The organism is Candidatus Polarisedimenticolia bacterium, assembly GCA_036004685.1.
In the GTDB taxonomy this organism is placed as follows: Bacteria; Acidobacteriota; Polarisedimenticolia; order Gp22-AA2; family AA152; genus DASYRE01.
On record DASYRE010000004.1, the window covers coordinates 1 to 18,039 of the forward strand.

The following is an 18,039-nucleotide window of genomic DNA, read 5'->3' on the forward strand; positions in this document are numbered from 1 at the left end:
GGGGAAAGGTAGCTGAACACACCGTCTTGGTGCCGGTCATCTCCGCGCATCGTGGGCTCCTCCGAAAAGTTCCGGAGCATCGTACAACGATGAGTGATCACGTCAACGGGAAAATGAAGGGTTTTTCAGCATCCTGTTAGGCCGACGACTTACGTTGCTGTGAATTACCAAAGGGGGGCCACGATGACTGCCACACTCCGTATCGCGCTTCTCGCCGCGTTGGCAGCCGCTTCCATCCCAGCGGTCGCGACAGGACAGGAAACATCAACCGAAAGCCTCCTTCGCCGAATAGAGCTCCTCGAGCGCGCAAACACCGACCTCGAACGACGCGTACGTGAGCTGGAGTCCCTTATCAAGAGCAAGCCCTCAAAAGGCCGACCTACCACGACCTCCACCAGATCGCCGGACCTTGCGAACTGGCGTCAACTGCGCCGTGGGATGAGCATGGATGAGGCTCGAGAGCTGCTCGGCGAGCCCGAGAGAGTGGAGGGTGGACCTTTTACCACCTGGTATTGGGCCGACGCCGAAGTCGTCTTCACACCCGATAATAAGCTTCTGAGGTGGTCGGAACCTAAACGGTAGGTCCCGAGGATGAGACTCGACGACTTATGGAAGCCGTTGTGCACGCTGGCGGTCTAACGAGCAATTGCTGCTGACGGCGCGAGACGGACTGGCTCGCTTCGCTCGCCTGCCGCATTGGTTGATACTGCGCCGCAGCAGAATTGCGGGCGTTAGACCGCCAAGAGAAGAAGATCGGATGCCAGGATGACCAAAACACCTGCGATTGAAGAGGCCAAGACCTCTCCGCACCTCAAGTACGGCGGCATCATCTCCTTGAGCGAAATCGAGCCGGGGCAGGACGGCGGGAGATCTCCCGGAAAGACGCGGGCCTATTTCTTGAGCGGTGGGCCGAGCCCGGCCGCGTGGACGATTGGCGCCGGGAGTTGGGGGCGCGCGCCGCAGTCTTTCAGGGAAGCGACGCCGCGTCCGACGGCGCTCTCAGCCGACCTGGACGCGAGCCCTCGCCTGCGAGGGGATGCGCGCGGCCGGAGTCAGGATCCCCTGCAAGTTCAAAGGATCCGACGCTGAGACGGTGAGCGGCGAGGGTTCCCGCTTGCGCTGGGCGCGGAGCAGCTCCACCGCCTCGGGCAGGGCGTATTGCTCGCCCGCGAAGCCTGCGATGAACCGGCCGCCGCGGATCTCCCCTTTCAGCTCGAGCGCCCGGCAGGTGCGGACGATGTCGCGCCAGGGAAGCGGCAGCTTCTCGCGCTCGAGCAGGCGCCTTTGCAGGACTCCATAGCGCCTCAAGAGCTGCCGCGCGGCGAATTCCACGAGCGCTTCCCGCGCCTTGCGGTCCGGCGCGGGGGTTCGAACGGCGGAATCGGCGAGCGGCAGGCCGCGGAGCAAAGACCAGCGGCCCGCCGGCACCAGGAGCGATCGCACTCCGAAGCGCCGGTGCTCCTTGCCGGGGCGGAGGAGACGCCGCAATCCCCCGTAGGAATCGCAGGTCATCCATCCTCCCGAGATCAGCTCCGCCAAGGCCATGTGGAGATGCGTCGGCAGGAGGCCGGAAAGGCCCTCCAGCTCCTGGGCGAAGAGCGCGCCGCGCCCGGCGAGGAGGTCGAGCACGGTCCTGCCTCTTCCCGACAAGGCGGCGAGCCGATCCTCGCCGGGTCTCGCCGGCGCTCCGGCCCGCTCCTCCTTCCAGTCCGCCAGGGCGAGCCAGGAGGCGAACTCGCGCCGGGGAAGCAGGCTGATCGGCGTGCTCCGGATCGGCGCGGCGCCCGACTCCCAGATCCTTCCCCAGACCACCTCGCCGGTGAGCGTCAGATGGTCGAGCCACTCGGGGCGGTAGCCGCGGATCCTGCCGGGAAGGATCGACGCCTCCCACGCCGCCGAGGGCGCTTCGAAGCCGGCGAGCTGCTGAATCACCTCGGCGACGCCGCGCGGCCCTTCGAGGCGATGGTCGGGGTCGGCATGCTGCCAGCACCCGAGGAATCTCCAGAACGCCCCGGCGCTGACCGGCTCGATCTCCCGGCGCAGCCGCTCGAGCGTGTAGGCGTGGATCCGCGCCAGGAGCCTGCGGTCGCACCAGGCCTGCCTCCCCTCCAGGCGGCAGCGCAGGACGACCCCTTCGTTCTCGAGGGCGGGCAATTCGGCCCCTTCCTGCTCCGAAAGGACCCACCGCCCGCGCTCCTGCCGAGACTCGACGACCGTCACCGGGCCCAGGGCCCCCATCCGCCCGCGCAGGACGGGCAAAGCCTCCCGCGGCGACTCCGCGGCGAACCACCGGTCCCCCTCCCGGACGACACGGGACTGCGCGGCCAGCTCGCCGATCCATTCCTGCCAGCCCGACGCCTCGACTTCCGAAACCGTCGCGTAGCCCATCCAGAGCAACGCCTCGTGCACTTCCTCGGCCGATTCGGCCTGCGGCCAGGCTTCCTCGCGCACCCGCGCGACGGCGTCAGGGTCGAGCGCGCCGACGGTGTCGGCGGTCGCGTCGTCCAGGCTCCGCCGCCGCATCACCGCCTGCGTGCGCCGCTCCTCCAAGGGGGCGTCGTCGAGGAAGGCGTAAGGCAGGGCGTTCAGGACTCCCAGGGCGAACGGGGAAGGCTCGGTCGTGTCGACGGCCAGCCGGCGGATCCGGCCTTTGCGCAGATCGCGCAAGAGATCCACCATTCCCTCGGCGTCCATCGCCTCCTCCAGGCAGTCCTCGATCGTCTGCCGGACGATCGGATGATCCCAGGGCACCGGGAGATCGCCGGGAGGCAGCGTCTCGCCGCAGGCCAGCACCTGGGGAAACGCCTGGACCAGCTGATCGTCGGCCCGCATGCGCAGAAGCGGCGCCGGGACGCGCCGTCCCATCCGGGTCCGCGCGAGCAGCAGCGAGCGCGTCAGGTTCCACCGCCACCGGGTGAGGAACAAGGGCGACGGGAGGATCGCCTGGATGAGCAGGTCCCGCGCCGTCTTCGGATGGAGGTAATCGAACACTTCCGCGAGCGGAAAGCTGTGGTGCGGTCCCAGGGAAAGGACGATGGCCTCCTCGTTCGCCGCCGCCTGCAGCTCGAAGCCGAAGCCGCGGCAGAACCGCTTGCGCAGCGCCAGCCCCCAGGCGCGGTTGACGCGGCCGCCGAACGGCGAGTGCAGGACGAGCTGCATCCCTCCCGATTCGTCGAAGAAGCGCTCGAGGATCACGCACTCGCGCGTCGGGACCGCTCCGAGGGCCCGCGCCCCCGCCTCGACGTAGTCCGAGAGCTGGGTCGCGGACGATTCGTCCAGCCCCGCTTCCCGCTTCAGCCAAGCCGCATCGCGCCCCTGCTCGCGAATCCGCGTCACCGCATCCGACAGCTCGGAGGTCCGCGCCGGAGCTTCGCCGAGCCAGAACGGCAGGCTGGGAGGGGCTCCCTGGGCGTCGGCCACGCGGACGATCCCCGGCTCCACCTTCAGGACTTTCCACGAGGCGTTCCCGAGCTGGAAGATGTCGCCGACGTTCGACTCGACGGCGAAGTCCTCGTTCAGGGTGCCCACCAGGATGCCGTCGGGCTCCATCAGGACTTGATAGTCGGCGTTGTCGGGGATCGCTCCTCCCGAAGTCAGCGCGGTGAGGCGGGCACGCTTGGTGGCGCGCAGGCGCCGGTGGACGCCGTCGCGATGGAGCAGGGCGAGCCTTCCCTGGGTGTGGAGGCGGACGGTCGCGTCGAAATCCTCGCGCGACAGATCGCGATAAGGCCAGGCCCGGGTGATCCGGGCGAACAGCTCGTCCTCCGGCCAGGTCTCGGGAACGCACGACGCCACCACTTGCTGCGCCAGGATGTCCAGGGGCCGGCGCGGCTGCGGCGTGCGATCGAGATCGCTGCGGCGGACGGAGTAGAGCAGCGCCGCGGCGCACACCAGCTCGTCCCGGGTGAGGGGGAAGAGACGCCCCTTCGGGATCCGTGAAAGGGCGTGACCGGCGCGCCCCACGCGCTGCAGAAACGCGGCGATCGACGGCGTCACGCCAACCTGGACGACCAGGTCCACGTCGCCGATGTCGATCCCCAGCTCCAGCGACGCGGTGGCGACCAGCGCCCGGAGCGAGCCCTCCTTGAGGCGCTGCTCGGCGTCGAGGCGGCGCTCCCGGGAGAGGCTGCCGTGGTGGCTCGTGACCTGCTCGCGGCCCAGAACCTCGGTGAGCCGCGCCGCGATCCGCTCGGCGATCTTCCGGGTGTTCACGAACACCAGCGTGGTGCGATGTTGGCGGATGAGGTCCGCCATCTTCTTATAGATCTCGTCCCAGGTCTGGTGGGAGCAGACGGTCTCGAGCGGCGAATCGGGGACTTCGACGCCGATGTCCATCGCGCGGCGGTGGCCGACGTCGACGAGCGCGCACTCCCGGCCCGCCCCGACCAGGAGCTGTCCGACCTGCTCGAGCGGCTTCTGGGTCGCCGAAAGCCCGATGCGCTGCGGCGGCTGTTCGGTCAGCGCCTCGAGACGCTCCAGCGACAGGGCCAGGTGCGATCCGCGCTTGTCGCCGCAGATGGCATGAATCTCGTCGACGATGACGGTGCGGACAGTGCGCAGCATGGCGCGGCCGCCGTCGCTGGTGAGGAGGATGTAGAGCGATTCGGGCGTGGTGACCAGGATGTGGGGCGGATGCTTGCGCATCGCCGTCCGCTCCGCCGGGAGCGTATCGCCCGACCGGACCAGGACGCGGATCTCGGGAAGGCTCGGGTCGATCCGCCGCAGATCGTCCAGCGGCTCGCGCAGGTTCTTCTGGATGTCGTTGCCGAGCGCCTTCAAGGGGGAGACGTACAGGACCTGGGTGGCGTCGGGCAGCTCCGCTCCTTGCCGCAACAGCGCGTCGATGGCCGACAGAAAAGCGGCGAGCGTCTTCCCCGTGCCGGTCGGCGCCGCGATCAGGGTGTGCCGCCCCTCGCGGATGCGCGGCCACCCTTCCTTCTGGGGCTGCGAGGGCTCTCCGAAGCGGCCGGCGAACCATTCCTGGATGGCTGGATGGAATCCTTGAAGCATCCGAATCCTCTCGAGGGTCCCGAGAATTATAGCCTCCCTCGGGGGCGTTTCCTCATTCCAGGCCTGGCGCATCACGCATGGGTCGGTCCGCGGCGGCCGGGAATACTGATCAAGACGTCGGAGACGCCGGCGTTTCCAGCGGATCTTCCCTGGCCTGCCCGGCGGTTCCGTCCCGCCTTGTGGCCGACCTGCCGGGCTCTCGAGTAAGCTGAGGCGGCTTTGGTCCTCGGGCCGCCGGCCGCGAGCCGGGCCCGGATGAAATCAACTGCGACGCGCCGTCCGCGCTCTTCTTCGGCGCGATCGGCCGCGCTTTTCCAGCGAGGTATCCACAATGAGCGATAAAGAGCCGGCGACCTGCGCGCACCTTGTCGAGATCGGCAGCGTGCGCCACGCCAAGCGCCGGGAGTGCGAGGAGTGCGTGAAGATCGGGGCGCGCTGGGTCCATCTCCGGACTTGCCAGGAATGCGGCGGCACGCGGTGCTGCGACAGCTCGCCGAACCGGCACGCGAGCAAGCACGCGGCCTCCAGCGGCCATCCCGTCGTCGCCTCCGCGGAGCCGGGCGAGCGCTGGCTCTACTGCTATCCCGACGACGCGGTCCGCGAGTACTGACCCTCCGATCCCGTGAATCGCCAGAGCCGGCCCCGACGATTCTCCAGGAGGCCCTCTCTTCCATCCAGCCCCCTCCGGTGGGTCTATAATCTCCAGCCATCATGGCGCTTTCCCCCGGGACGAGATTGGGGCCTTACGAGATCGTCGAAGCCGCCGGCGCCGGCGGGATGGGGGAGGTCTACAAAGCCCGGGACACTCGTCTCGACCGCATGGTGGCGATCAAGGTCCTGCCGGATTCCCTGCTTCACGATCCGGGATGGCGGCAGCGGCTGGAGCGGGAAGCGCGCGCCGTCTCGAGCCTGTCCCATCCTCACATCTGCACGCTTCACGACATCGGTCGCCAGAACAGCATCGACTACCTGGTGATGGAATTCCTGGAAGGCGAGACGCTCGCCGCGCGCCTCCGGAGGGGTCCCCTGCCACTCGAGGAGGCGCTGCGCCATGCGCTGGAGATCGCCGACGCGCTCGACGCGGCGCACCGGCGCGGGATCATTCATCGCGACCTCAAGCCGGGCAACATCATGCTGACCCGGGCGGGCGCCAAGCTCCTCGATTTCGGCCTCGCGAAGGCCGCCTTGCCACCGGGGGCGGGCGTCACCCTGACGGCCCTGGCGACGCAGACGACCCCGCTGACTCACGAGGGGGCGCCGGCCGGCACCTTCCCTTACATGTCGCCCGAGCAGGTCGAAGGAAAAGAGATGGACGCCCGGAGCGATCTCTTCTCCTTCGGCTCCGTCTTTTACGAGATGGTCACGGGCAAGCGCGCCTTCGGCGGCGACACCCATGCGCAGGTGCTCGCCTCCATCCTGCGCGACGACCCGGCGCCGATCGGCGGACTGCGGCCCGAGAGCGCCCGCGACGTCGAGCCGATCATCCGCCGATGCCTGATGAAGGATCGCTCTTCGCGGTATCCGGACGCTTCGGCCCTCTTCGAAGATCTCCGGATCGGCGCGGAGCGCCGGAGAACGCTGAGCGAGCCCCGGCCGATCCGGCGGGGCCGAATGGCTCTGGTCCTCGTGTCGCTCGCGGTCGTGGCCGTCCTCGCCTTTTCCGCCTGGATCTGGCGCCGCAACGCCCGCGAGCGCTGGGCGCGGCGCACGGCCCTGCCGGAGATCACCCGCCTCCTGGAAGCGGACCGGTCCGTCGCGGCTTTCCGCCTCGCCCGCGAGGTGCAGCCTCTGATGAAGGGAGACCCGCAGTTCGAGAAGCTCTGGAAAAACGTCTCGGTGCCCATGACCCTGCTCACGGAGCCGGAAGGGGCTGAAGTGCTCTTCAAGGACTACGGCGACGCGCACGCGGAGTGGAATCGCCTCGGGGTGTCGCCCGTCGAAAACGCCCGGGTGCCCTTCGCGCAGCTTCGCTGGAAGCTCGTGAAGGACGGGTTCGAGCCCGTCGAGCTGACCAGCCCTCTGCCTTCCTCGGTGAAGCTCTTTTCAAGCGATCAGGTTCCGCACGGCATGGTGCACGTTCCCGGAGGTTCCTATCAGTATCAGGCCACGCCGCCTGTCGAGCTGGGAGACTACTGGCTGGACCGTTTCGAGGTCACGAACCGTGAATTCAAGCAGTTCCTTGACCGCGGCGGATACGAAAAGCGGGAGTACTGGAAGATCCCGTTTGTCAAGGAGGGCCGCACGCTGGGCTTCGACGAGGCCATGACTCTACTCCGCGACTCCACCGGCCGTCCCGGTCCGTCCACCTGGGAGCTGGGCACGTATCCCGAAGGCCAGGCTGATTTTCCCGTGGGGGGCGTGAGCTGGTACGAGGCCGGCGCGTACGCGGAATTCACCAGGAGGAGTCTCCCGACCTTCCACCACTGGTTTCGCGCGGCGCGGGCCGACAATATCTTTTCCGGCATCCTTCCCTTGAGCAACTTCGGCGGCGAAGGCCCGTCGCGGGTGGGGAGCCACGAAGGTCTTTCTCTTTGGGGCGCCTACGACATGGCCGGAAATGTCCGGGAGTGGGTGTCGAACGCCGCCGGCTCGAGCCGCTACACGCTAGGCGGAGCCTGGAGCGATCCGACCTATCTCTTCACCGGCCCCGACGCCCTCGACCCCTTCGACCGCAGTCCGACCCAGGGGTTTCGCTGCGCGCTCTACCCGTCACCGCCTCCCGCGGCGGCCTTCGGGCCGATCGAGACGGTCTTCCGCGACTACTCGAAGGAGAAGCCGGTCGGGGACGCGATCTTCGCCGCGTACCGAAGCCTTCACCGGTACGATCCTGGCCCGCTCGAGGCCCGCATCGAGTCGTCGGCGGATGATTCCGAGTATTGGCGGGAGGAGAGAGTCAGCTACGCTGCCGCCTACGGCGGCGAGCGGATCCCGGCGACCCTCTTCCTTCCGAAGAATGCCGCGCCGCCCTACCAGGCGGTGCTCTACTTCCCTCCCGGCAGCGCCCTCCGCCTCCACTCGATCCGCGATGCGGGCACGCGCCAGTTCGACTTCCTGATCCGCAGCGGCAGGGCCGTGCTCTTCCCCGGATACAAGGGAACCTACGAGCGCCGCGTGCCGCCCGGGGCGGGCGGGGCAAACGCGGAGCGTGACGTCGTGATCCAGTGGTCCAAGGATGTCGGCCGCTCCCTCGATTACCTCGAGAGCCGCTCGGATATCGATCGCCGGGGCTTCGGTTTCTACGGATTGAGCATGGGGGCCCGGTTCGCTCCCATCGCGGGGGCCGTCGAGCCTCGCCTGCGCGTCCTGGTCCTCGTCGGGGGAGGCCTCAGCACGGAGAGCAAGCCCCCCGAAATCGACTCCTTCAACTTCGCGCCGCACGTTCGCGTCCCGGTCTTGATGATCAACGGCAATCACGACTTCATCTTCCCCCCCGAGACCTCGCAAAAGCCCCTTTTCCGTCTCTTCCCGCTTCCGGAAAGCGCCAAGCGTCATTATGTCTTCGACGGCGGCCACGTCCCGCCTCGATCGCAGGAGGTCGCCCGCGAGACGCTCGACTGGCTGGACCGCCACCTGGGCCCCGTTCGGATGAAGGCGGATCAATGAATCAGGCGGAATCCGAGTCTGTGAAATCGAGCGGCGCCGGACGGAGCTACCGCGCGGCCGGAAGCAGGAGCGTGGTCCTGAACCCCAGTCCCGGCAGGTTCTCGAGGCGGATCTCGCCGCCGTGCAGCGCCGCCACTTCCCTGACGAAATTGAGCCCCAGCCCGGTGCTCTTCTTCCCCGTGTCCGGCCGCGGCAGAGAAAAGAACTTCTCGAACAGCTTTTCCTTCGCGTAATCGGGAATGCCCGGACCCTGGTCTTCCACCGTCAGGGCGACCATGGCGTCGCGGGCGCCGGCCCCCAGGAGGATCCGCCGCCCGGCGGGGCTGAAATCGATGGCGTTCTGGAGGAGATTCGAGAGAGCCTGGTGCAGGAGGAACGGATCTCCCCGGACGGCGGCTTTCTCGTCGACCTCGGTCCGGACCTCGAGCGCCTTTCTCAGCAGCATCGGCTCCTTGCTTTCCAGAACGGTTCGAAGCAACGCCGAGACCGGGATGATTTCGGTCGACTGGAGCGACTTCCGGGTCTCCAGCTCCGAGAGCTTCAGCATCCGATCGATCAGATCCTGGATGCGCTCGGCTTCGTGACGGAGGTTCGCCAGGAACTGGGCGCGCTTCTCCCGCGGCATCTCCTCGTCAAGCAACTCGGCCGCCCCGCGGATCGCCGACACCGGGCTCTTGATCTCGTGCGTGAGTGTCTGGACGTACTCCTCGACGTACTTCTTCCCTTCGAGCGACTCCTTCATCTTGTCGAAGGCCTTGCCCATCTCCCTCAGCTCCGTCGGCGCCAAACGCGGAAGCGCGAGCCGCTTTCCGGCGCGCACGTCGTTCGCGAACCGCGTCAGCTTGCCGATCTCCCGCGACACCCACCAGGAGACGAGGAGGCCGAGGCCTACCGCGACCACGGCGGAGAGCGCAGCCGTCCTGAAGATCTTCGGCTTCGCCGATTCGAGAAACGCGTTGATGCTCGTCGTCGGCTCCGCCACCGTCAGCGTGCCGACCGTTGCGCCCTGAACCCGGATTGGCGCGGCGACGTACAGGATCGCGGAGTTGGGATCCTCCGGATTTGTCCGCGTCGTGCGGGCCCCATACTCCCCTCTCAGGGTCAGGCGGACGTCCCGCCACTGGCTGAAGTCGGCGCCGACGTTCCCGGGATTTCCCGAATCGAGAAGGACCCTCCCCGTCGCGTCGGTAATATAGATCTGCGCGTCGACGTGCTCCTTCTTCATCCGGTAGATCTTCGCAGAAAGATCGCGCGCGGTCGCTCCGGCGAGCACCTTGTTCAGCTCGCCCGCCTCGAAGTGTCCGGCCTCCATCTCGTGCCCGATGACGGCCGCCAGGATGTTCGCCTGATCGACCAGAGGCTCCTCCACGCTCTCCAGATAGCGGGTCCGGAGGCTGTTGGCGATGTGGACGATCGGGTAGGAGAAGCAGAGCAGGAAGATGAGAAGGTAGGCGAGGAAAAGGGCGGTGCCCAGCTTCATGGATCCTCTTTGAGCGAGTAGCCGATGCCCCTGTGGGTCAGGATGGGGTCGTCGCCGGGCCGGATGGACTTCAGCTTGGCGCGCAGGTTCTTGATGTGGGCGTCGACGCTTCGATCGAGACTACTCTCCGGCTGCTCCCAGACCATCGTCATGAGCTGATCCCGGGAGAGGACGTGGCCGGGATGCCGGAGAAAGACCCTGAGAATCTCGTATTCGTACCTCGACAGCTCCAGCGTCCGGCCGAAGTAGGAGATCTGGCGCCGCGCTTCGTCGACCGAGAACCTGCCGTGGGGCCGGGCGGGAGCCGCGGGTCCGCGCACCCGCCGGAGCACCGCCTTCACCCGGGCCGAGAGCTCCCGCGGGCTGAAAGGTTTGGAGATGTAGTCATCGGCGCCCAGCTCGAGGCCGACGACCCGGTCGAGCTCTCCGGATCGAGCCGTGAGGAAGATGATCGGCGTCGTGTGCGTCTTGCGAATCTCCTTGCAGAGATCGATGCCACTGATGTCCGGCAGGCCGATGTCGAGCAGGATCAGGTCGATCCTCTCCCGCGCGAGTAAGGAGGGGACGGTCTGCCCCTCGGAGGCGCGCAGCGTCTCCAACCCCTCCGCTTCGAGAACGTATTGAATGTTGTCCAGGATCGCCGGCTCGTCGTCGACGATCAGGATCCTCGCCTTCACCCGTCGCGTCCTCCGCCGCGTCCGCCATTCACCCGGATCCTAGTGTTGCGTCTCAGGAATCATGTTAACACCGAGACCGTCGAGACGCCCGGATGGCAAGGCGCGCCGAAGTGCCGCGTACCCAACGCGGTACGCAAGCGAGGCGCAACACAGCGAGCCGGGATGGATCGACGGTCGAATGTAACAGGATTTCGGAGACGCGACACTAGCACTTCGCATCCGCCCGATCACCGTCGACTCGCCGAGGCCATCCTCGGCGCCCGGCGCGCCACAGCAGGACGCCGAAGAAAAGGAAGGCGCAGGTGGAGACGACCTGGGTCGCATGCTCCAGGAACCTGCCGGGATCGGCTAGGAAGGCCCGATCGAGCAAGGGCACGCCCAAGGTGAACGTCAGGTACCAGCCGAGCGGGACGAGCGGCGAGGCCGCCTTTCCGCCGGACTCTCCGGCGCCCCAGCGCCGGAACAGCCGCTCCACCGTCAGATAAGCGAGCAGCAGGGACAGACAGTACACCACCGTTCCGGCCGCCCGATGGATCCGCTCCGGCGTGAGCAGGCCGCCGTGAAGGTCCGATTCGTACAGGTGAATCGCGCCGAGGATGCGCAGCGCGTTGGTCCCGATTGTCAGGAGAAGCGCGATTCCCAGGCTCGCGGCCAGCCAGACGCCCCTACCCGCCGCGCTTCCGAGACGGTGCAGGAACGAGAAGAAGAGCGTCGAGTACGCGACGATCAGGAAATTGACTCCGGCGCACCCGGCCGCCAGGATGATCCGGTGCGGGTGGTTGATCCATCCCGCATGGGCCTCCCGCTCGAAGCGAATTCCCGAGAGCAGCTCCGCGACGCCCGCCGTCGGCCGGAGAATCCAGTCGAGATCGTCGACCGTGGCGTGGCGATAATGGTATTTCAGCGCCAGGACGAGGAGGAAGCCGGCCCCGAAAAAGGGCAGGGCCCGGACGATCTCGCGCCGCGGCGGCGAGAGCAGCCTCATGGCGCCAGTCGCGCCGCGCGCCGCGCGCGCCGCCCCCGGGACGCCAGGGCCGCCAGCAACAGCCCGGCCGCGGCCAGAATCACCCACAGCTCCGGCTCCGGACCGACGCCGTATCCTCCGTCGGACATGCCCAGCGGAAGCGGCGAAGGCTGATCGACCTCCTTGGCGTTCCCGCCGGGGTTGCGGACCTTTTCCAGCACGGCGATGAAGGAGGTGTAAGGCGTCGCCAGGGAATAGGAGAGCCCCAGCGCGGTGATCTCCTTCACCACGTCGTCGCTCTCCTCGCCGAAATTGAAATCGTGCAGGCGGGCGACCCGCGCCCGCGCCCAGAGGTAGCGCAGGGCTTGGTTGGCCGGCTGGCCCGCCGTGTCGGAGACCCGGAAGATCCGCTGATACCGCCGCGCCGCCCCCTCGCCGGTCACCTCGATCTCGCCCGCGCGGTTGCCGCGCCACTTGCCGAACAGGATGATGGGACGCTGCGCGAAGAGCACCGGGAGCGCGCGAGGCTCCACGTCATAGGCGTCGAACCCCCTGAAAGAGACCTGCACGTTCGTCAGGAGGGGCGACTCGATGTACTCGCGGAACCGGCTGGCGGCTTCCGCCGCCTCCGCCGGCTGCGTCACCACGAACGGCTCGCCCATCCCGGCCCGCGCCAGGCCTTCCACCAGGTATCGATTGACCCCGGAGCCGATCCCGAAGCTGAAGAAATTGGTCTGGTTCAGGTTCTTCTCGATCATCTGGAAAACTTCCTTCTCCTCGCTGATGCAGCCGTCGGTGATGACCACCACCGTGCGGGAGAATTTCTCCTCCCGGGGCAGGGCGAGCGCCGTCGCGACCGCCTGGGCCAGCTCGGTGCCGCCGCCGCCATCCTCGCGGTCGATCATCTGGATCGCCTGGCGGGCGCTCTCCTCGGTCGCCGGAAGGGAGGCCGGGGCCATCACGCGCGAGCCTCCGGAGAACAGGATGACGTTGAAGCGGTCGGTCGGCCGGAGGTGGCCGATCAGATCGCGAATCACCGACTTCGCGGTGTCGAGCGGAAACCCGTGCATCGAGCCGGAGACGTCCAGGATGAAGACGTACTCGCGCGGCGGAATCTCGTCGATGCGGATGCGCTCCGGCGGCTCGACCATCAGGAGGAAGAAGTTCTCCTCTCCCTCGGTCATCAGCAGCCCGCTCTCGATCTCCTTGCCGGCCAGCCGGTAGTCGAGGATAAAATCGCGGTTCCCTCCGAATTCCGCGCCGGCGAGGCTGACGTCGGCCTGGCTCTGGCCGTGCCAGTCCACCTGGATGGGATGGGAGCCGCTCCGGAGATCCCGCAGCGGCAGGCCGGTGGAGAGCGCGACCTTGATGTCGAACGTCATCGGCGGCTCCTCTCCTTCAGGGAGGTAGGAGTCCTCCGGGCACTCGTCGTCCTCCTCGGGCGAGGCCGCTTGGGAGGAATGCGAGTAGCGCGGCGCGGCCACCGTGGGATAAACGAACTGGTAGACGCCGTCCTCCGGGACGAGCAGCTCGGTGTAATGCAGCTCGACCTCGACCTGATCCGCCGGCAGGATGTTGGCCACGCTCATCGTGAACAGGTTGGGGCGCTGTTGCTCCAGGAGTGAGGCGCTCTTTCCGCCTGCTTTGGCCTGCTCGAATTCCCGCTTCGCCTGTTGGCGCTCCTTGATCTTCGCCACGACCATCTGGTCGCCCACCTTGATCCTCATGCCGTGGACCGAAGCGCGCGTGGAGCCGGGGAAGACGTAGCGCGCGTGAATCGGCAGCGTCCCCTCGTTGCGGTACGTCTGAACGACGAGGACGTCGGCGATCACGCCGCTGATGCGCACCGTCACGTTCGTCGATTTCAGGGGAAACCCCTCCCCCGCAGCGTCGTCCCCTTGCTCGACGAGAAAGTAAGGGGACAGGCTCTCGTCCTCCCGGGCCTGCGCCAGGATTGGCCCCGTCACGATCAGCAGCAAACCAAGCAAGAACGCCCCGCGTCGCCCCATCGGACCCATCGCTCTTACCTCCATTCGGCGGATCGCCGTGGTTTCGGTCCCTCCACGTGGAAGGTTACGGGCCGGCTGTGAGCCGAATCCGAGCGGAGTGTGCGAAATTGATGAAAAGCGCGTGAGCCGCAAGGCCGGCTGGAGGCCCAAGACGGCCGCAAGGCGCGGGAATGCTTGAGGTTGGCCTCTTTCAGCGCACTTGCTTGCGGAGCAGCTCCGAGGCGGAGCGGCTGGCCACGATCTCCTCGCCGTTCGTAAGGACGATGAGGAACCGGCGGTCGTCGTGCGGGCGCATCAGCTTCACGGCGTCGAGGTTCACGATGTGGGATCGGTGGACCTGGACGAACCGCTCGGGATCGAGACGGGCGGAGAGCTCGGTGAGGCTGACGTGCAGGAGGAACGGCCCTCCCGGGGCGTGGACCTCGGCGTAGTCGCCGCGCGCCTGGACGCGCCGGATCGCCGCCGCCGGTATCGGAACGATCCGATCGCCGGTCCGCGCGAACAGGCGGCGCAGCGGCGTCCCGGCGAGCGCCGTCCGCGCCCGCTCCGGCGAAGGAGGAGCCTCGGGCCCGCGGGCGAGGCGGCCCCGCACCCGCTCCAGCATCCTGCGGAACCGCTCGCGTCCGAACGGCTTCACGAGATAGTCGAGCGCGCCCAGCTCGAAGGCCGCGACCGCGTACCGGTCGTAGGCCGTCGCGAAGACGACTTCGGGCTGGTGCCGGATCTTCTGCAGCACCTCCAGACCGGAGAGCTCCGGAAGCCGGACGTCGAGGAAGACGAGCGCCGGCTGCAATCGATCGATCGCCTTGACCGCGCTGCCTCCGTCGGCCGCTTCCCCGACCAGCTCGATCCAGGCGGCGTCGGAGAGGAAGTCGCGGAGCATCCGCCGCGCTTCCGGCTCGTCCTCGACGATCAGGGCGCGGACGCGATCCTCGCTCATGCTTCGCCTTCAAGAGGGGAGCGTGACGCTCCCCGGGGCGGGAGGCTCGATTCGGCGGGCAGGAGGAGGACGACGCGATACTCGCCCGATCCGGCCGGTCCCGCGGTCATCCGCGCCTTGCCGTGATACAGAGCGTCGAGCCGGTCTTGCAGGATCCGCAGCCCCATGCCTCCTTCACCCTCCGGCTCGGGCCCGCCTGCCGCCGGCGGACCGTCTCGCCCGGCGTCGTTGCGCACCTCGAGGCGCAGCGCGCCGCCCTCGATGCGCGCTTCAATCGAGACCCGCCCTCCGGCTGCCCGCGGCGCGATCCCGTGGCGCACCGCGTTCTCGACGAGCGGCTGGAGGGAGAAGGTGGGCACGGCCCGATCGAGCGCCCCTTCCTCCGCCCGCAGCGCCGCCTCGAGGCGATCCCCGAGGCGGATCTTCTCGAGGCGCAGATAGGTCTCCATGAACTCCCACTCGTCGCGCAGCAGCGTCTGATCCATGCCGTCACGATGCACGCGCAGCGCGTAGCGCAGCAGATCGCCCAGGCTCTCGAGGGCCGACTCGGCCAGCGCCGGATCGCGGCGCACCATGCCGACGGCCGAATGCAGCACGTTGAACAGGAAATGCGGGTTGAGCTGGGCCCGGAGCGCCGAGAGCTGCACGCGTGCCCGCAGCGCCTCGGCCCGCGCCGCCCGCGCCTCCTCCTCGCGCAGCCGGCGATCGATCGCCCAGACGTGGGCGGCCGACGACGACGCGACGTAGAGCAGCGCGCTGACGAAGATCTGCCACGCGATCACCCCCGCGAACAGGCGGAACGGTTCGCCGCCGCGCGTGAGAGCGACGTCGATCCAGAGCAGGAGGACCTTGGCTCCGGCGGCGAGCGCCACGAAAAGCAGTCCGCGGGAGAGGGACGTGAGCACCATCTCCCTCGCCGTCCGCGGCACGCCGGCCCGGCGGGCCCGGCGGAACACCGCCAGGACGACGAGCCCGTCGGGAATTCCGTTGGCCAGCGCCCCGCGGACCGCGCGGCCGATCGGGATCCCCGACAGGGCGAAGATGACCGCGTAGAGGGCGATGAAGAGGATCCAGGCGGAGAGCGCGGCCGTGGTGGCGATCGAGAGGGCGAAGGGGCCGCGCTCCGTCGCCCGTGCGGCCATGACGGCCGCGGCAGGGGCGGCCGCGCCGGCCGGCCCCTGGGCGGAGGCATCCGCCGCGCGCGCCATGGGGGACGCGCCGTCAGCGAAGCGTGGCGGCTCCCTGTCCGGGCACATCGTCGGCGAAGAATAAGGCCGAACCGACCGCCGCCACAAGCCGGACCTCCTTCGCGGGCCCCAGCGAGGCGCGGGGGATCCCGACGACGTAGGCCTTCCGCTGCCGGTCGATGGCGAAGCGCAGGCCGCCGCCGGGACTCGGGATGTAGTTCCCGGCCGCCGCCTGGTCCGCGTCGGCGATGCCGACGTAGCCTTCGCAGCGGTCGTCGTGCCGGAAGCACCAGACCGTCACCACCCGGTCGAACTTGAAGGCCTTGTTCGCGCCCCACCAGGCGAATCCGTCGTCGGGATCACCGTCGACGTCGAGCGCGACGTTCACTCCCATCCATCGATCGTGCGGCGTTTCGCGCAGCGTGATCCGGACCCACAGCAGCCCATCCGGTGACGCCGGGATCGCCTCCAGGCGGGTCGCGTCGGGAAGCGACGCTTTTCGGCCGTCGCCCTCGGGATCCGATCCCAAATCGATCCAGCTGGTCTTCGGAATCGAGTCGAGCGCGGCGAAGGGCTGGCTGGAGACGGAGCCGGGCGGCCCCGAAGCCATCGGCTCGGGCTTCCCGGGTCCCCGGCCGTAGAGGACGACGTCGTCCAGCTCGAACTCGAACTTGCCGTTTGGCTTGTTTTCGGCGGGCGTTTGAGGCGTGGTGACTCCGAAGACCTGGACGGCGTCCGGGCTCCACTTCATCCCTTCCGGGACCTTTCCCCGCGGTGAGAGCGTCGCGAACGGCACGTCGACGAGCTTCCATCCGGGCCCCGCCTCGACGTCCGCCATGAAGTTGTTCATGCCGCTGCGCAGGCCGACCTCGATCTTGGCGGGGCCCTTGACACGCAAGCGGATCCCCTCGAACGCCGACAGGCTCACGGACCCCCCCGATGCCTCGAGGTTCGACCAGACTCCCGCGAACGGCCAGCCGCTCTTGTCGTCCAGGCGGCCGCTGACCCGCAGGGCATGCTTCGAGCCCGGGGCACCGCCGGACCGGACTTCCATGCGCGCCTCCGAGGCGCCGCCGGCGATGTCGTCGGCGAGGAGGAACCAGGTGAGGCCGGGGGCCGACTTGAGATTGCCATCCTCGAAATCGTCGAGCTTCCACGCTCCCGCCTCGCCGGCGAGAAGGGGGACGCCGCCGCACGCCATCATCAAGAGCCAGAGCAAAGCTTTCGTCACGCCGTTCATGGGCCATCGGCTCCTTTCCGCGCCGCCGCGCCGGAGAGTCCGCCTCCGGCATCTCGGTGCGCTTGCGGATGGTACACGGCGCTCCGCCCTCCGGATCGCGCCCATCGGCCGGCTGCCGTTCCGGTCGGTGGAGCGGCCACCGTCTTCGGCGAGCGGCGGCCGGAGCGCTGCCCCCTCTGCTATACTCTCGCCTCCCCTGGCTTCGAACCACGGACAATCTCTTTCGGAGGAGGATTCGCATGCGCAAGCCCGCACGAGCGCTCTCGACGGCCGCCGCGATGGTCCTGCTCGCCGGCACCGTGCTGGCGCAGAACCAGAAGCAGCCGCCGCAGATGACCCCGGAGCAGAAGGCGGAGATGGAGGCCTACATGAAGGCCGGGACCCCGGGGCCCCAGCATCAGTCGCTGGCTTCTTCCGTGGGGACCTACGATCTGAAGATCAAGGGCTGGCACGAGCCGGGCAAGCCCCCCAACGAGGACACCGGGACCGCGACCCGCTCCATGACGATGGGCGGCCGCATCCTGGTCGAGGAAATGAGCTCCACGATGATGGGGCAGCCTTTCACGGGCCATGCGATGATGGGCTACGACAACGTGTCCGGGAAGTACTGGTCGACGTGGAACGACAGCATGTCGACCGGATTGATGGTGAACGAAGGGACGTGCGATGCATCCCGCAATTGCACCTTCACCGGCTCCTGGAACGACCCGATCAAGAAGGTTCCCGTGAAAGCCCGGATGACCACCCGCTGGCTGAGCCCGACCACCGAGGTGTTCGAGATGTACGGACCCGGCAAGGACGGCAAGGAAATGAAGATGATGGAGATCACCTACACGAAGAAGTAGGCGATTTCCTCGCGAAAAGACCGATCGTCACGAAGCTCGATGCGGCGGCCCTTCCGGGCCGCCGCTTTCGTCTTGGGAGGGTGC

General features: G+C 68.0%; 11 protein-coding genes. 3 read left to right on the forward strand and 8 right to left on the reverse strand.

Features of this window, described 5'->3' with window-relative positions; all coding sequences use genetic code 11:
- Positions 1–999: 999 nt before the first annotated feature.
- Positions 1,000–5,010, reverse strand: coding sequence for a DEAD/DEAH box helicase (locus VGR67_00230; GenBank protein ID HEV8334831.1), 4,011 nt, complete (start codon positions 5,008–5,010; stop codon positions 1,000–1,002).
- 331 nt (positions 5,011–5,341) lie between these two features.
- Here VGR67_00230 and VGR67_00235 point away from each other — a divergent pair, with 331 nt between their 5' ends.
- Both VGR67_00235 and VGR67_00240 read left to right on the forward strand, forming a co-directional pair.
- Entirely contained in the window at positions 5,342–5,620 is a 279-nt protein-coding gene (locus VGR67_00235; GenBank protein HEV8334832.1) for a UBP-type zinc finger domain-containing protein, read from the forward strand.
- Positions 5,621–5,745: 125 nt separating this feature from the next.
- Positions 5,746–8,613: a protein kinase gene (locus VGR67_00240; protein ID HEV8334833.1), complete on the forward strand. Its 2,868-nt coding sequence runs from the start codon at positions 5,746–5,748 to the stop codon at positions 8,611–8,613.
- A 46-nt stretch (positions 8,614–8,659) separates the two neighbouring features.
- On the opposite strand, the gene creC is transcribed toward VGR67_00240, so the two are convergent.
- The 7 genes from creC to VGR67_00275 form a co-directional block, all read right to left on the reverse strand.
- Complete coding sequence (creC, locus tag VGR67_00245) at positions 8,660–10,093, reverse strand: two-component system sensor histidine kinase CreC (protein ID HEV8334834.1); 1,434 nt, start codon at positions 10,091–10,093, stop codon at positions 8,660–8,662.
- Entirely contained in the window at positions 10,090–10,770 is a 681-nt protein-coding gene (gene creB, locus VGR67_00250) for a two-component system response regulator CreB (protein HEV8334835.1), read from the reverse strand. Before creB ends, creC begins: the two co-directional genes overlap by 4 nt.
- 205 nt (positions 10,771–10,975) lie before the next feature.
- Positions 10,976–11,755, reverse strand: a complete 780-nt coding sequence (gene xrtK, locus VGR67_00255; GenBank protein ID HEV8334836.1) for an exosortase K — start codon at positions 11,753–11,755, stop codon at positions 10,976–10,978.
- Entirely contained in the window at positions 11,752–13,752 is a 2,001-nt protein-coding gene (locus VGR67_00260; GenBank protein HEV8334837.1) for a VIT domain-containing protein, read from the reverse strand. Before VGR67_00260 ends, xrtK begins: the two co-directional genes overlap by 4 nt.
- 181 nt (positions 13,753–13,933) lie before the next feature.
- The gene (locus tag VGR67_00265; GenBank protein ID HEV8334838.1) at positions 13,934–14,683 is read right to left on the reverse strand and encodes a LytTR family DNA-binding domain-containing protein; all 750 of its coding nucleotides are present in this window, start codon (positions 14,681–14,683) and stop codon (positions 13,934–13,936) included.
- Positions 14,680–15,891, reverse strand: a complete 1,212-nt coding sequence (locus VGR67_00270) for a histidine kinase (GenBank protein HEV8334839.1) — start codon at positions 15,889–15,891, stop codon at positions 14,680–14,682. Before VGR67_00270 ends, VGR67_00265 begins: the two co-directional genes overlap by 4 nt.
- Before the next feature lie 13 nt (positions 15,892–15,904).
- Entirely contained in the window at positions 15,905–17,110 is a 1,206-nt protein-coding gene (locus VGR67_00275; GenBank protein ID HEV8334840.1) for a CIA30 family protein, read from the reverse strand.
- Positions 17,111–17,349: 239 nt separating this feature from the next.
- Between VGR67_00275 and VGR67_00280 the strand changes: the two genes are divergently transcribed.
- Entirely contained in the window at positions 17,350–17,955 is a 606-nt protein-coding gene (locus tag VGR67_00280) for a DUF1579 domain-containing protein (GenBank protein HEV8334841.1), read from the forward strand.
- Positions 17,956–18,039 lie beyond the last annotated feature (84 nt).

Bases quoted from the DNA above. Each gene is read 5' to 3' on its own strand.
- VGR67_00270 (HEV8334839.1), bottom strand. From the start codon at position 15,891: ATGGCGCGCGCGGCGGATGCCTCCGCCCAGGGGCCGGCCGGCGCGGCC.
- VGR67_00275 (HEV8334840.1), bottom strand. From the start codon at position 17,110: ATGAACGGCGTGACGAAAGCTTTGCTCTGGCTCTTGATGATGGCGTGC.
- VGR67_00235 (HEV8334832.1), top strand. From the start codon at position 5,342: ATGAGCGATAAAGAGCCGGCGACCTGCGCGCACCTTGTCGAGATCGGC.
- VGR67_00280 (HEV8334841.1), top strand. From the start codon at position 17,350: ATGCGCAAGCCCGCACGAGCGCTCTCGACGGCCGCCGCGATGGTCCTG.
- VGR67_00230 (HEV8334831.1), bottom strand. From the start codon at position 5,010: ATGCTTCAAGGATTCCATCCAGCCATCCAGGAATGGTTCGCCGGCCGC.
- VGR67_00260 (HEV8334837.1), bottom strand. From the start codon at position 13,752: ATGGGTCCGATGGGGCGACGCGGGGCGTTCTTGCTTGGTTTGCTGCTG.
- xrtK (HEV8334836.1), bottom strand. From the start codon at position 11,755: ATGAGGCTGCTCTCGCCGCCGCGGCGCGAGATCGTCCGGGCCCTGCCC.
- VGR67_00265 (HEV8334838.1), bottom strand. From the start codon at position 14,683: ATGAGCGAGGATCGCGTCCGCGCCCTGATCGTCGAGGACGAGCCGGAA.
- creC (HEV8334834.1), bottom strand. From the start codon at position 10,093: ATGAAGCTGGGCACCGCCCTTTTCCTCGCCTACCTTCTCATCTTCCTG.